Below are 14981 nucleotides of genomic sequence, written 5' to 3' on the forward strand. Positions count from 1 at the left end.
TATCGTTTTTGTCAAATTAATTTTTTACATAAAAAAGGACTATTGCAGAATGAATTAGTCGTTCCAAAATCATTACAAGCTCCCCACAACAATTTGACCTACTTAAGCGTTAGCTATTTCAAATTGTCTATGAGTAACTTGTAATGATAGAACATTAGAAATTCATAATTTTGCAACAGTCCTTATAAGAACTTTTAATATTATCTATTTGTTATATCAAAACAAAATAAATTTTTCTTTAAAATAATCTTTCCCCTCTTACAAACTTAGAAACTACATCTCTATCTTCAGAAATATATATTATCCTTTCAAGTCTTTGTCTGAGTGTGAGTTCATCTTCTTCTAATAAATAGGAATCATCTATTACTATAGCATCAAATTCGTAGTCTTTTTCAAAAGAACCTACTTTTCCAAAGAATTCTCCCCCTCCTAATGTTGCCATATAGAAGGCTTCTTCTATACTTAGGGGTTTTATACTTTCATCAACTAGTCTATATCTTAATTTTGAAACTTTTATGGCATCTGCCATAGCCTTAAATATTGATGAATGAACTCCTCCTGCTATATCTGAACCAAGTCCTATTTTTTGACCGTTTCTTAGATATTTCCCTGCTGGAGCTATACCTGATGTTAGGTTGGTATTTGAATCAGGGCAGTGGGCTATAAAGACACCATTGTCTTTCATTAGTTTTTGTTCTTTGTCATTTGAATAAACACAATGGGCCATTATTGTTTTATTTTCCTTGCCAAAAAGATCAAAAAGTTCGTAAGCTTCACCATAGAAGTCTGATTTAGGTACTAGGTCTTTTACCCAGTCTATCTCACCCAAGTTTTCTGATAGGTGAGATTGGATTGGAAGTTTATATTCATTTTTAACTTTTCTTAATTTATTCAAAAGCTCATCACTACAAGATGGGATAAATCTTGGAGTAATAATAGGGTAGGTGTTTTTATATTTTCCTTTTATTTTATCAAGCCAAGATATAGTCGTTTTTATTGACTCATCAGCATCTTTTTCTTCCAATTCAGCTCCACCATTTCTATCCATATTGACCTTTCCTATAAAGGAAACAAGACCTGACTCTTCCATCATATCCATTAGGATAATAGTTGGATCAAGATGAAGAGTTGCAAAAATTGCAAATCTTGTATTAGGTCCTCTTCTTATATAGTCTACAAATCTCTTATAGGATCTTTTAGCATAAGATAGGTCTTTAAATTTTGCCTCAGCTTTAAAGGTATAGGTGTTTAACCAATCTAATAATTCTAAATCAAGTCCCATACCCCTAAAATTGTATTGAGGGGCATGGATATGGAGATCAACTAGACCTGGCATTATTATCTTATCTTCGAAATCAATTATTTCATAATTTATAAATTCTTCAGGAATCCTATTATATACTCCTTGGCTTTTACCATCTTTTACAACTAGGTAAGAAGCTTCGTAAAAATTTATTTCATTTTCATTTTTGCTATAGATTATATTTCCTTTTAGGATAAATTTGTTCATATTTTCTCCTAACCGAGTGTTATAAAGGCATACCTAAAAGCGAAGGTTAGTGCTATTATTAAGGTAAGTGGTTTTATTTCTTTAGCTTGTCCTGTAAAAGCCTTAACTATGCAATAGATTATTAAACCTATGGCTATACCATTTGCTATAGAGTAGGTAAATGGCATAAACACTATTGTACAAAATGCTGGTAAAGCATTTGTAACATCAGCAAAGTCAACTTCTTTTATTCCAGCAAGCATAAGTACTCCAACAAATATCAAAGCTGGAGCTGTAGCTTGAGCTGGAATAATTGATATTATTGGGACAAAGATTATTGATAGTAAGAAGAGTAAGGCTGTAGTTAAGGAAGTAAGTCCTGTTCTACCACCTGCAGCAATACCTGCTGATGATTCTACTACTGTTGTAACTGTACTTGTTCCAACCAATGCTCCTGCTGCTGTTGATATTGCATCACTCATAAGAGCTTGTTTAAGATTTATAACTTCACCATTTTTATCTACTAAACCAGATTGTTTAGCTGCTGCAAGTAGAGTTCCAAGTGAATCAAACATATTTACTAAAGAAAAGCTTAAAACAAGCATGGTTACAGTAAATATGGAAGACCATAAATTTGGACCTTGGAAAAGACCTGCAAAATCAAGGTTGAAAAATGACACTTCAAAAAAGTCACTAAGCTTTGGACCTATATTTAAGCTAAGGTTTGAAATCTTTGTAAGTCCCATTGGAATACCAATTATAGTTGATGATATTATTGATATAAGGATTGCTCCTTTTACATTTTTATATGTAAGGATTGCTATAATGCAAAGTCCTATAAGGGCAAGAACTGCTCCTAGAATCATCTCAATATTACCATCTGCTCCTCTCCAATTGGCAAAGTCAATTAGAGAAACAAGAGTTGCATCATTTCTTACGACAAGACCTGCATTTTTAAGACCAATTATAGTTATAAATAATCCTATACCAGGTGTCATTGCAAGTTTAATTGAATCAGGTATAGCCCTTATTATTGCCTCTCTTATACCTAGGGCAGTAATTACTATAAATAAAATACCTGATATGAATACTATGACTAAGGCTTGAGAGTAACTATATCCCATGCCAAGCATAGTAGTATAGGCGAAAAATGCTGACAGTCCCATACCTGGGGCTTGTGCAAAAGGTAGTTTAGCATAAAAAGCTACAAGAATTGTACCAATAAAGGCACCTAAACATGTTCCTATAAAAACACCATTTGAAATTTTTTCAGCCATTTGGCCATCTCCCATAATCTCAAAAGGGCTTGATAGAACCTGTGGGTTAATGATCAAAACATATGCAATAGTAATAAATGTTGTGATACCAGCGATAACTTCTGTCTTTACATTAGTATTATTTTCATCAAGATGAAAAAACCTACTTAGAAAACCATTTGTTTTTGAGTCCATACGGATCCTCCTTCATAATATTTTTCTAACTTAAGTAGTTAAGATATAAATTGATTTACATCAACTAAAGAATAGCCACTTATTTACGGTAAGTTGTAGAGACTCTCATCCAGATTATGAGATTATATTACTTTAGTAAAAACATATCAAAGCCGGCTTTTATGATAACGTTTTTATTATTATAACATTTTACTTCTTCCTAGTCAATAATTTTATATCAAATGTTTCATGTGATATATCATAGAATATATAAGAATATTTTATTACAATAGGTAAGATTTTGGGTAAATATATTACAATAATTATAAAGTTTATATTTTTGATTTATGAAAAATAAGGAGAATAAAATGAAGAAAAAATTTAAAAATAGAGCCTATATTATAGCTTGGATTAGTTTTCTCTTAGTTATAATGCTAAATTATATGGCATATATGGGGATTTTGTTTAAATACAGTCAAATAGAAACCTCAAATATGTATACAAACCTCCTTTCACCACCATCATTTGTTTTTTCAATATGGGTTATAATATATATTGGTATGATCTTATTTTTAATCATGCCATTGGGTAAAAAGTTATCAATGTCAGATGATGAATTTTATTATGATAAACTCATACCTATTTTTATAGGATCTTCTATTTGTAATGTTTTGTGGACTATAACTTGGAATAATGATTTGATTATGCCAGCACTTATAGCCATAATGGCTTATACTGTTACCCTTGTTCACTTGGTTAAAGCAATTGATAGAAATAAAAAATTTAGTGAAAAATACAAAATCTTTGTCACCATTCCTTCAGGACTTCATGCAGGTTGGCTTTTATTTTCAACATTTACTAATGTCATCACCCTTTTAGTAAAAGAAGGAAACAATCCATTTGGAATATTTGGACTTTTTATAACATTAGTATTACTGATAATCTCTTGGACACTTATATTTTACGTCTATAAAGAAAATCCAAATATAGGACTTGTAATACCACTGATATGGGCACTTTTTGGACTTGTTATAAAGCATAAACCAGGTTCAAGCTTTTCAAATCCAAGTCTTGTGGTACTTTTTCTATCAATAATACTATTAATCCTATCTGTAATATGTGTATATATGTTAAAAAGAAACAAACAATTTGTTAAATTCTTCTAAGTTTTTTAAGATTTTTATACATATCCATCTATAAAATTAAACTGAACCTTCTATCCAGATTATGAATTAGGAGGTTCAGTTATAGTAACCATAAATTTCTTATTATTCTAATATTTCTTCAACTATTGGAATTGGATCAACTTTTTGATCTGTATAGGTGAATGTATCATAGAAGCTTTCAATCCATTCATCTGTAAGTTCTTTATCATGATATACTGTGCAAAGTAGATCACCTTTTTCTACCTTATCACCTTTTTTGACCTTCATTTCAAGTCCTACTGCATAATTTATTTTATCTTCTTTTCTCTCACGTCCTCCACCTAGCTTCATTGATAGGATTCCAAGGTTCATGGAGTGGATATGGTCAAGATATCCTGCCTCTTTTGATTTCATTTCAGTTTTATATTTTGCTTGTGGAAGTAGACTTGTATCTTCAATTTGTGCAACATTTCCACCTTGATATTCTACCATTTTCTTAAGTTGGTCAAAAGCTTTTCCTGAAGATATAGCTTCTTCTAGAAGTTTTCTTGCGTCTATTTTATTATTTGCTTTTCCAGCTTGGATTAACATAATTTCTCCTGCTACCATTACAAGTTCTGTAAAGTCTTTTGGTCCTTCACCTTTTACTGTTTCTACAGCTTCTCTTACCTCTAGGGCATTTCCTATAGTATTTCCTAAAGGTTGGTTCATATCTGTAATCATAGCCCTTGTGTCACGACCTAGTTTTTTTCCTATGGATATCATTGCACTTGCTAGTTTTTTGGCATCTTCAATGGTGTGCATGAAAGCACCTTCACCATATTTTACATCAAGTAGAATTGTATCTGATCCAGATGCTAGTTTTTTACTCATTATCGATGATGCTATTAGTGGTATAGAATCAACTGTTGCTGTAACATCTCTTAGAGCATAAAGTTTTTTGTCAGCTGGAACTAACTCTCCTGTTTGACCAATTATCGCAAGACCTATATCTCTAACTTGTTTTTTGAACTCTTTTTCTGTTAGAAATACATTAAATCCTTCGATTGATTCAAGTTTATCGAGTGTTCCACCAGTATGTCCTAATCCCCTACCACTCATTTTAGCAAGTTTTAAGCCACAGGCTGAAACTATAGCTCCAAGAGCTATTGATGTTTTATCTCCCACCCCACCTGTTGAGTGTTTGTCAGATTTTACTCCTTCGATATCTGATAAATCCATTACATCTCCAGATTTCATCATAGCTTCTGCAAGTTTAGCAGTTTCATGGCTAGTCATTCCATTTAAGACTATGGCCATAAGAAGGGCTGATGTTTGGTAATCAGGAATACTATCATCTGTAACTCCATCTATCCAATATTGGATTTCAGCATCTGTTAATTCTTCTTTATTTTTCTTTTTTTCAATTATATCTACTATTCTCATATTATCCTCCTAAAATAGCATCCATATTCCAACTATCATTGCTGATAGTAAGCTTACACAAAATCCTCCAATCATCGCCTTAACTGCAAGTTTGGCAAGGGTTGGTCTTTTTTCCGGACAAAGTACCGATATACCTGATATACAAATTCCTATTGATGATACATTAGCAAATCCTGCAAGAGATATTGCAAGCATAAGTCCTGTTCTAGGACTCATTGATGCAAGTTCTGGAGCAAGTTTACCAAAAGCTACAAATTCATTAAGTATAAGTTTAGAGCCTAAAAGTTCTCCTGCTTTGAATATTTCACTCCCTTCTAGTCCCATTAAATATCCTATTGGTGCAAAAAGATATGATAAAACCAATTCAAATGATATGCCAAATATTCCAAGTATACCATTTAAAAGGGCAACTATAGATATGATTGCTATAAGTGATGCACCTATAGCCATCGCCATATTCATACCGTCCATAGCTCCTGCTGAAAGGGCATCTAATACATTCTCATTATTACCCTTATTATCCATCTTAATCTCACCTAATTCTTTAACTTCTTCGGTTTGTGGACATATAATTTTGGATATTATAATTGAGCCTACTGGAACAAGAGTTGATGCTATAAGTAAGGACTCCATTGGAATCCCAAGAGCAGTGTATCCCGCTATAATTGATACTGACATAGAACCCATTCCTGATACTAGAACAAGCATAACTTCTGAGTCCGTCATCATCTTTAGGTATTTAGCAACCAAAATTGGTGAATCTGTTTGACCTAAAAACATATTCGCTACCGCTACAAATGATTCCACTTCACTTGTTTTAAATATTTTTCCTATAAGCCAACCTATCTTTGAAACTACAAAGCCTAAAACTCCTGTGTAGTATAAAACTGCAACTAGGGCTGATATAAAAATAATGTTTGTTAGGGTTTGAAAAGCAAAAATCATACCAGTTGGAGCTGTTGGATTTCCCAACGAGCCAAACACAAAACCTATACCCTCAGAACCATATGAAAGAACCCTTTCGACTGCCTTTGATACAGCCGCTATTGCCGCTCTTCCTGCAGGAAGTTTTATCAAAAGTCCTGCCAGAAAAAATTGAACTACTATTGCAAGTCCTACAGTTTTAAAGTTTACTGCCTTTCTATTAATAGATATAAGCCACATTATTCCTAAAACTACTAGGATTCCTATTATATTTAATATTAATTTCATAATATCACCTATCTTTTATTTCCTTATAAAAGCTTTTTCCTTCCGTATTTGCCTTTATTTCAAATATATCTGCTATTGTCTGTGATATATCTGCAAATGTTTTTCTTGTGCCTAAATTCATACCTTTTCTTATGCTTTTCCCATAGGCAAGCATTGGAACATATTCTCTAGAGTGATCTGTAGATGGAGTTGAAGGATCACATCCATGATCTGCTGTAATTATTACTATATCATTATGCCCTAACTTTTTAAGCATAACTCCAAGCTTTTGGTCAAACTCTGTCATGGCATTGGCATAGCCGTCAACATCATTTCTATGACCATAAATCATATCAAAATCAACTAAATTAACAAAGCATAAGCCTTTAAATTTCTTATCCATAAGCTTTATTGTTATATCCATTCCCTCGTTATTATCTTTCATAGGATAGTGTTCTTTTATGGATTCTCCTGCAAAAATATCATAAATCTTTCCTACACCGATTGAATCATAGTTATTTTTCAAAAGTTCATCCATAATTGTAGTGCCTTGTGGCTTTAGAGAAAAGTCGTGTCTGTTTCTAGTTCTTTCAAATGAGCCAAGCTCTCCTAAAAAAGGTCTTGCTATAACTCTTCCTACTGCCATATCTCCAATAAGCATTTCTCTTGCAATCTTGCAATATTCATATAGCTTTTCTAAAGGAACTATATCTTCATGAGCTGCTATTTGAAATACTGAGTCAGCCGATGTATAAACTATAAGTGCTCCTGTTTCTAGATGTTCTTTACCATAATCTTCTATAACCTTTGTACCAGAGTAAGGTTTATTACAAAGAATCTTTCTTCCAGTTCTTTTTGAAAATTCATATAAGAAATCTTTTGGGAAACCATTTGGAAAGGTTGGAAATGGAGTTTCTGATATAATTCCTGCCATCTCCCAGTGACCTGTAGTTGTATCTTTTCCATTTGAAGCCTCTTTCATTTTAGCAAAAGATCCTATAGGATTTTCCATCTTTTCTATAAAATCAATCCCATCTATATTAAAAAGACCTAATTTTTTAAGGTTTGGTGTCTTGAATTTTGGACTTTGACAGATAGCTTTGAGGGTATTTGAACCCTCATCCCCATAATTTTTACTATCAGGCATCTCACCTATTCCAAATGAATCCAATACTATTAAAAATACCCTTTTATCTACCATATTTTCCATCTACTTCCTAATTAATGTTTATTTGTTAACATTTTTACAGCTGAAGATGTTCCTATTCTTTCACACCCTGCTTCTATGAAAGCTATAAGGTCATCTTTAGTTTTTACTCCACCTGCTGCTTTTATTTTCACATTTTCTCCAATATGTTCTTTAAATAGAAGAATATCTTCCATTCTTGCTCCATCTGTCCCAAAACCAGTACTTGTCTTAATATAATCAGCACCAGCATTTGTTACAGCCTCACACATGGCAATTTTTTCATTCTTACTAAGATAACATGTTTCTATAATAACCTTGAGAACCTTATCACCGCAGGCATTTTTAATCTCCCTAATTTCATCTTCTACTTTCTTATAGTTTCCATTTTTAACATCTGAGATATTAACTACCATATCAATCTCATTGGCACCATCAATAATTGCCTCTCTAGTTTCAACAATTTTAGATTTTGTCGAATTATATCCTAAAGGAAATCCTATAACTGTGCAGATATTTAGGCTAGGGTAGTTTTCCTTGATTCTTTTTATATATGTTTGAGGAACACATACTGATGCTGTTTCATATTCTACTGCTTCATCACAAAGCAACTTGATAGAATCCCATGTTGAATATGCTTTAAGTAAGGTATGATCAATGTGCTTTAATATTTCTTTATTATCCATATTTACTCCTTTAAATCTTGCAAATATTTTTCAAAATACACGTGTAGTTTTTTATCTACTTATATTTTAACATGATTTGATAATTTGTCAACATTATTTTGTTGTATTTTTATAAAATGTTGTTATTTTACCTTGTATTTTTTGATTGTTTCGAAGATTTCCAACATATTTATATAAATTATGATACAATAAATGTAAGCGAAAGGGTTTAATTATGAGTAAAAAAGAAGATAGAAGAAATAAGATAATTTCGATAATTAAAGAAAATAATGGAGCCTCAGTAAAGGAACTTGCTACAAAGCTTGATGTCTCTGATATGACTATAAGACGTGATATTAGAATATTAGAAGAGCAAAATATAGTAGAAACTTTCCATGGAGCCATTGTTTACAATTCAAAAATTGATAATCCTATAAATGAAGACAAGTACAGCCTTGACTCCCATTTATTAATTAAGGACAGGGAAAAATTTCTTATCGGACAAAAAGCTGCTTCTATGATAAAAGAAGATGATATAATAATTATAGATACGGGTACAACAACAGAAAAGCTAAGCCAAGCCATGGATGATATAAAATGTACTGCCCTAGTTTTCTCATCAAATAACCTTATCAATCTCTTATTTAAGAAAAATATCGACTTGATTATAGGAGGTGGAAACTTACATAGGGATTCAGGTATGATGGAATCAAGCCAAAGTATAGAAATGATGAAAAATATTAGGGCATCTAAGTTATTCCTATCAGCAGCAGGAGTTCACAAAGATTTAGGAATTACTTGTGAGAATTCCTATGAATTAAACAGCAAAAAAATAATAATAAGAAACTCTCTAGAAGTAATACTTTTAGCTGATTCATCAAAGTTTGGAGCAGTAAAATCAACCCACTTTGCAGACTTATCTGAAATTGATACTATAATAAGTGATAAAAATCTAAGCGATGAATGGCAAGATTACCTAAAGGAGATGGATATCAAGTTAATTTTGGTATAAAAATTGGCTCTTTTAAGAGATTATCTTAAAAGAGCCATATTTTTATTTTTCTAAAAGTTTTTCTATATTTTTATTTAATCTATCAAGTTGTCTAATCATTATATAGTTTTGTAGTACTATACCTTGGATTCCACCTTTTGAATCAATGGAATTATTATAAAAAATTTCTAAGTCTTCTTTGTTTAAGTCTTCAAGACCATAGTCTTTTAAAACTTGTTCGAATACTTTATCATTATTTTTTACCCAAATAAGGAAGATTTTTATTATTTTCTCTTTTTTAATAGTCCAAGTCCTAATATTGAGCCAAGTCCTGTAAGAATGATACTTGATAAAGAAGTAACTCCTGTTTTTGGTGCTTTGTTATCACTTGTTGAAGAAGATTTTTTAATCTTTTTAGCACTCTGTTTTCTTGAAGCTGTTGGAGATTCTTTTTCTTCTTTTTTGTTTTTTGAATCTGATTCTTTTTTATCGTCTTTTTTAGAATCTGAATCAGGGTCTATTTTACTTTTTTCATCTTTAGATTCTTCTGTTTTATTCTTATCATCTTTTGGCTCTTCACTAGAGTTTTCATATATTGGATTTTCTTCTTTTTCGTCTGCTATATCTATTTTTTCAAGTCCTAAGTCAATCATATAAGCCTTGTTTAAAGAAGCTAGTCTTATAGCTTCTTTGTTTGTTCCATCCATAAAGTATAGAACATCTCTTGTGTCTTTTTCACTTGATGGAAGAATTACAAAACCTTCGTTGTTAAGTCTTTTATTCATCTCACTTGGAGCAGATACATTTATAACTTTTGGCTTATCTGTTCCATCAAATTGGATAGCTGTGTGGATGTTGTCAAATCCGTCATCTGCTAGAGCCCAAAGTATGTCATTTTCTCTATCATAGTCAAGTCCCATAACTCCACCAAGGTTAGTTGAAAGCTCATTTATAACTTTAGCGCTTCCATCATCTTGAAGAATTAGGGCATAGATATTTCCATTTGCCTCAAGTCCTACGAAAAATACTCCATCTTGGTAGGCGTTTTTGTAGTCATTTTTATCAAATGTTTTATTTAAAGATTGGTCAAATAGTCTCTTGTTGATGTGGTCAAATCCAACCCACTCAATTGTTTCAATTCCAAGGTTCGCCCCAACATCTGGTAGGATATTTGTAATATCCCATTCCTTATCTGCAACAAACTTATCTTTTTTATCAAATGGATTTTGAACTTGTAAAATCATATTTTTATTTACGTTCTTATCTCCATTGTCTCTTTCAACTGCAAGATAGATAAATCCATCCTTATCTACTGTTATTCCTTCAGAATCTGGACCTTCAGCTTCTGGATTGTCCTTATCTTTTATGAAAGCTACACTCTTACCCTTGTTGGTAAAGCCTGGAGCAAGTTTTATTTCTCCATTTTCAAGTTTAAAGATTAAGAAGCGCCCTTCTTTATTATTTACTCCATAAATCCACTCGCCATCTTGATCAATTCCTGATAAGTCTGTTAGGTCAAATACAGTCTCATTGTCAAGGATTTTAATCTTACCATTTCCAGGAAAGTTTGCTGTTTCAATATCTATAGTTTTTGGAGTAAAAGCTGTGTTTTTTCTTCCCTTACTTGGATTTGTATCTGTAAATTGTCCAAATCCGTCTTTAAGTCTTCCATAAGTTCCTGGTGCATGACTTGTCCATGCGAACTTATCAACTAGATTTCCATCTTTATCATATAGGTTTACTTCATCATTTGAACCAAGGCCAAAGTCAAAGTCTACCCCTTCTTCAAATACGAAAAATCCTAAAGGTTCAATTATTGTTCCTTCTTTTAGTGGGCTTTTTTCGTGGTCTGGGTCATTGTCTAGAATGTACCATCCTGAAATGTCTACTGGATTATCAGAAATATTATAGATTTCTGCATAATCTTTTCCGCCACCTTCTGCTGATGATTCAACCTCATTAATTACAACAGGTTTTTCATCTTTCATCTTTTCTTCATCAATATTATTAGAATATCCCTTAGAAGCTTCACTATCAACAAAGTCTCCCTTGCCATCTTCACCTCTTGCAAGAACACCTTCAGCATGTCCATCCCAAGCAAAAGAATCTATAAGTTCTTTGTCTTTGTTAAATAGATTAACTTGGTCATTTTTTCCAAGTCCAAAGGAGAAATGTATACCATTTTCAAAAACAAAAAATCCCTTAGCTTTTATAACAGACCCATCAGGAAGTACTTCATGCTCTCTTGTTAGATTATCATCTAGGATAAAGTATCCTGAAATGTCCTTATCTTCATCAGAATCATTGTAAATTTCAACATAGTCAGGGCCATCATTTGGGTCACTTGATTCAATTTCATTAATCTTTATTGATGAATCAGCTTCTTTTATTTCTGTATCGTCTTCTTTATTATTTGGAGCATTTTTAGAAACTTCTCCATCTACAAATTCTCCCACTCCATCAGGATATCTTCCGTAAGAGCCAAATGGATGTGAATCCCATGAGAACTTATCTCTTATATTTCCATCCTTGTCGTATAAAACAACTTGGTCGTTTTTACCAAGACCAAAAGAAAAGTCCTTGCCATTTTCAAGGGTGTGGAAATTTTTACTTTCTATAAAGGTTCCTTCCTTTATTCTTTCAATTTCCCTATCTTCTTTATCATCTTTTATATACCAACCAGAAATATCTTTTCTCTCATCTGCATTGTTATAAAGTTCAACATAATCTTGCTCTGTGTCTACCTCATTTATAACAACATCAGATTCTTCCTTTACTTCGGAATTTTCTGACTCATGAACATTTATATCTGTTGAAACTTCAGTCTTTGTATCAGTTTGTCCAGCATAAGTCGAAATCTCTTTAGCTTCTGTTAAACTTACCTCTTCAACACTTTCTTCTATTTTTATATCTTCATCTAGATTTACAGCTTCATCTGCCTTAGCATTTGAAGGTAGGCTTAAGATAAAACTTGCTGATAGTGCCAATAATAATGTTTTTTTCATTTATATCTCCTCTTATTTTTTTTACATTTGATGTAATCATACCTAAGTACTTTAAGAGCCTTATTAAATGAATGTAAAAGAAATGATAAATATATTATTTAAAAACTAAATTTGTTTATTAATTTAAATTTAGGGAATAAGTTAAATAAGTTAGATTGAATAGTTTTAAAAAAAGAAAGGAATTTTATGAGAAAGATAATAGATATAGTAAAACCTGAAAAGGGCATTGATGGAGCAGGTGTCCACCTTTATCACGTCCTAAGTAGAGAAACAATGCTTGATACAGACCCACTTTTACTTTTAGATGCCTTTGATTCAACTGATCCAAAACAATATGAAGCAGGTTTCCCATTGCACCCACATAGAGGGATTGAGACAATTTCCTATGTATATAAGGGTACTATGGTCCACAAAGACTCTTTGGGAAATGAAGATGCTGTAAATGATGGTGAGGTTCAATGGATGACGGCAGGAAGTGGAATATTTCACGAAGAAATGATGCCTCCTGTAGAAAAACTTTATGGTGTTCAATTATGGCTTAACTTAAAAAGTGATGATAAATTCACAGTTCCTGAGTATTTTGCTATTTCAAAAGATAAAATAGAAGAGATAAAATTTGATAATGGTTACCTTAGACTTCTTGCAGGAAATTATAAAGACCATCAAGGATTTATTTCAAAACATCAGCCTGTAAACTACTACGATATCCACATTAATCCAAATTCTTCCTTTGAACTTGACCTTGAAGATGATGATTCTATAACACTTTTTGCCCTAATTGGAAATTTTACAGTTGGAGATAAGACAGTAGAGAAATTCCATGCAGGATTAGTTGAAAGAAAGGGTGAGAAAATTCTTATAGAAAATAAGACAGATGAGGAGATTGCAGTACTTGCCTTTATTTCAAAAAGAATAGATGAGCCAATAGCATGGACACCAGGTCCAATTGTAATGAATACTCAAGAAGAGTTAGATAAGGCTTACGAAGAAGTAAGAAATGGTACTTTTATAAAAGATGATATTGATATGAATAAGTAAATATAAGAAGGAAAGGTCTATAAATAATTTTGTATATCGACCTAAATCCTGATACGATATATACCCCTTTAATGCTTTATCCAGCAAGGGGTATATATCTTATTATTTCTATCTATATCTCTTTTATTAACAAAATATCTAATAAATGTTTTACCATTTTTATCAATTTCTCTAATCTAATAGATCCTAATCCTTGATTTAATGGGGATATAATAATATTCCTAATTAGCAGATATTTTTTTCATAATCAACATAATATATTATTCCAATCCCAATATTTACATCATTTATTGAAATGATAAGTAAATAATTTTCAGTACTACTAAAATATTCTATCGTTTTTAGAATTGAATCAATCTCAATTTTGCTTTCCTTATTTACAGCATTACTATTACAATTGATTCATTATATAAATTATATAAAAACTTAGCATGACTTTTGTCTACATTCGTAAATGAAATTACAACTTTATCATTAATCATAATTAAACGCCTCATTAAAGTTATTAATAGCTGGTAATTTCCTTATGTTTTTATTTATTGTCCAATAAATTGCTACCAAAAGTATGATTACACTTGCTATAAAAATGGCTTTTGAACTTGATAGATATTCCCCTAAATATCCACCCAATAATGCTCCTAGTGGTGCCATGAAGGTAGATATCCCAACCATAGCTCCAATTGCAGAACCAATTCTTTCTGCTGGTACTATAATCTGTACCATTGTTTGAGCATATACATTTACAATTCCTACAACAAACCATCCTAGACCATATAATCCTACTGCAATTTTTATATTAAAATGATAGAAGGATACTCCCATCCAAGATGCAGCTACAATTATTATTCCATAAATATAAAGTTTGCCTAAAGATATATCTTTTAGTTTAGGAAAACCTGCAAATAAGGATCCAATCAAAACTCCAGCACCCATTGCCGCAAGCATTAGACTATAAAATATTTCATCCTTTGCAAATGCAGGCAAGACTGCACTTATCGATGTTGCTGAAAAGTTGATAAATACAACTCCAAAAACTAAAGCAAAGATTCTAGAATCCTTAAATAAACTAAGCCCCTCTTTAAGGCTATCAAAATGATTTTTAATTACATTTCCTTTGCTAGTTTTTTCACTTTTATTATATTGACTAAGTTTTTTGGACAAGAAACAAAATAAAATCCCAGTTAATAAAAAAGTAGCACTATCAGCATAAAAAGCCATCATAAATCCAAAGACTGATATTACAAATCCTGCAAGTGTATCAAAAATTGCATTTGAACCTTGGTATGCCATAGTCATTAAAGAATTACCTGTCACTAGCTCATCTTTTGATAAGATTTTTGGCAATAATGATATCTGACCAGGATAAACAAGTTGGTTAATCAAAGAAATTATTGGCATTATTATCATAATATGATA

11 protein-coding genes and 1 riboswitch are annotated in these 14981 nt (G+C 31.7%); of the genes, 3 read left to right on the forward strand and 8 right to left on the reverse strand.

Annotation, left to right across the window (positions count from 1 at the left end; genetic code table 11):
- Window positions 1–238 precede the first annotated feature (238 nt).
- Complete coding sequence (locus tag SOR60_RS08865) at window positions 239–1510, reverse strand: amidohydrolase family protein (RefSeq protein WP_154540621.1); 1272 nt, start codon at window positions 1508–1510, stop codon at window positions 239–241.
- An 8-nt stretch (window positions 1511–1518) separates the two neighbouring features.
- Complete coding sequence (locus SOR60_RS08870) at window positions 1519–2940, reverse strand: NCS2 family permease (RefSeq protein WP_154540619.1); 1422 nt, start codon at window positions 2938–2940, stop codon at window positions 1519–1521.
- A gap of 52 nt (window positions 2941–2992) precedes the next feature.
- Window positions 2993–3090: riboswitch (purine riboswitch) on the reverse strand.
- 197 nt (window positions 3091–3287) lie between these two features.
- On the opposite strand from SOR60_RS08870, the gene SOR60_RS08875 reads away from it, so the two are divergent.
- Window positions 3288–4085: a tryptophan-rich sensory protein gene (locus SOR60_RS08875; RefSeq protein WP_320595740.1), complete on the forward strand. Its 798-nt coding sequence runs from the start codon at window positions 3288–3290 to the stop codon at window positions 4083–4085.
- Between the two features lie 102 nt (window positions 4086–4187).
- On the opposite strand, the gene SOR60_RS08880 is transcribed toward SOR60_RS08875, so the two are convergent.
- The 4 genes from SOR60_RS08880 to deoC are packed head-to-tail and all read right to left on the reverse strand — an operon-like array spanning window position 4188 to window position 8552.
- On the reverse strand, window positions 4188–5489 hold the full coding sequence (locus tag SOR60_RS08880) for a pyrimidine-nucleoside phosphorylase (protein ID WP_320595741.1): 1302 nt from the start codon (window positions 5487–5489) through the stop codon (window positions 4188–4190).
- 9 nt (window positions 5490–5498) lie between these two features.
- Window positions 5499–6701 (reverse strand): NupC/NupG family nucleoside CNT transporter, encoded by a 1203-nt coding sequence (locus SOR60_RS08885; protein ID WP_154540614.1) that lies wholly within the window; start codon window positions 6699–6701, stop codon window positions 5499–5501.
- Window positions 6702–6705: 4 nt separating this feature from the next.
- Window positions 6706–7890, reverse strand: a complete 1185-nt coding sequence (locus SOR60_RS08890) for a phosphopentomutase (RefSeq protein WP_320595742.1) — start codon at window positions 7888–7890, stop codon at window positions 6706–6708.
- An 11-nt stretch (window positions 7891–7901) separates the two neighbouring features.
- Complete coding sequence (deoC, locus tag SOR60_RS08895) at window positions 7902–8552, reverse strand: deoxyribose-phosphate aldolase (RefSeq protein WP_320595743.1); 651 nt, start codon at window positions 8550–8552, stop codon at window positions 7902–7904.
- Window positions 8553–8766: 214 nt separating this feature from the next.
- Between deoC and SOR60_RS08900 the strand changes: the two genes are divergently transcribed.
- A complete protein-coding gene (locus SOR60_RS08900; RefSeq protein ID WP_320595744.1) occupies window positions 8767–9543 on the forward strand; it encodes a DeoR/GlpR family DNA-binding transcription regulator in 777 nt (258 codons plus the stop codon).
- Window positions 9544–9806: 263 nt separating this feature from the next.
- Here the strand turns inward: SOR60_RS08900 and SOR60_RS08905 are convergent, their stop codons facing one another.
- Window positions 9807–12527 (reverse strand): lamin tail domain-containing protein, encoded by a 2721-nt coding sequence (locus SOR60_RS08905; RefSeq protein WP_320595745.1) that lies wholly within the window; start codon window positions 12525–12527, stop codon window positions 9807–9809.
- Between the two features lie 186 nt (window positions 12528–12713).
- Between SOR60_RS08905 and SOR60_RS08910 the strand changes: the two genes are divergently transcribed.
- A complete protein-coding gene (locus SOR60_RS08910) occupies window positions 12714–13565 on the forward strand; it encodes a pirin family protein (protein WP_320595746.1) in 852 nt (283 codons plus the stop codon).
- A gap of 474 nt (window positions 13566–14039) precedes the next feature.
- Here the strand turns inward: SOR60_RS08910 and SOR60_RS08915 are convergent.
- A partial coding sequence (locus SOR60_RS08915; RefSeq protein WP_320595747.1) for an MFS transporter occupies window positions 14040–14981 on the reverse strand: 942 nt, incomplete at its 5' end.

Source organism: Anaerococcus porci, assembly GCF_034090325.1.
Lineage (GTDB): Bacteria > Bacillota > Clostridia > Tissierellales > Peptoniphilaceae > Anaerococcus > Anaerococcus porci.

What these genes read in the sequence shown, in the direction of transcription:
- SOR60_RS08890 (WP_320595742.1), bottom strand. Translation starts at nt 7,890, where the DNA reads ATGGAAAATATGGTAGATAAAAGGGTATTTTTAATAGTATTGGATTCA.
- SOR60_RS08870 (WP_154540619.1), bottom strand. Translation starts at nt 2,940, where the DNA reads ATGGACTCAAAAACAAATGGTTTTCTAAGTAGGTTTTTTCATCTTGAT.
- SOR60_RS08910 (WP_320595746.1), top strand. Translation starts at nt 12,714, where the DNA reads ATGAGAAAGATAATAGATATAGTAAAACCTGAAAAGGGCATTGATGGA.
- SOR60_RS08900 (WP_320595744.1), top strand. Translation starts at nt 8,767, where the DNA reads ATGAGTAAAAAAGAAGATAGAAGAAATAAGATAATTTCGATAATTAAA.
- SOR60_RS08875 (WP_320595740.1), top strand. Translation starts at nt 3,288, where the DNA reads ATGAAGAAAAAATTTAAAAATAGAGCCTATATTATAGCTTGGATTAGT.
- SOR60_RS08865 (WP_154540621.1), bottom strand. Translation starts at nt 1,510, where the DNA reads ATGAACAAATTTATCCTAAAAGGAAATATAATCTATAGCAAAAATGAA.
- SOR60_RS08885 (WP_154540614.1), bottom strand. Translation starts at nt 6,701, where the DNA reads ATGAAATTAATATTAAATATAATAGGAATCCTAGTAGTTTTAGGAATA.
- SOR60_RS08905 (WP_320595745.1), bottom strand. Translation starts at nt 12,527, where the DNA reads ATGAAAAAAACATTATTATTGGCACTATCAGCAAGTTTTATCTTAAGC.
- SOR60_RS08880 (WP_320595741.1), bottom strand. Translation starts at nt 5,489, where the DNA reads ATGAGAATAGTAGATATAATTGAAAAAAAGAAAAATAAAGAAGAATTA.
- deoC (WP_320595743.1), bottom strand. Translation starts at nt 8,552, where the DNA reads ATGGATAATAAAGAAATATTAAAGCACATTGATCATACCTTACTTAAA.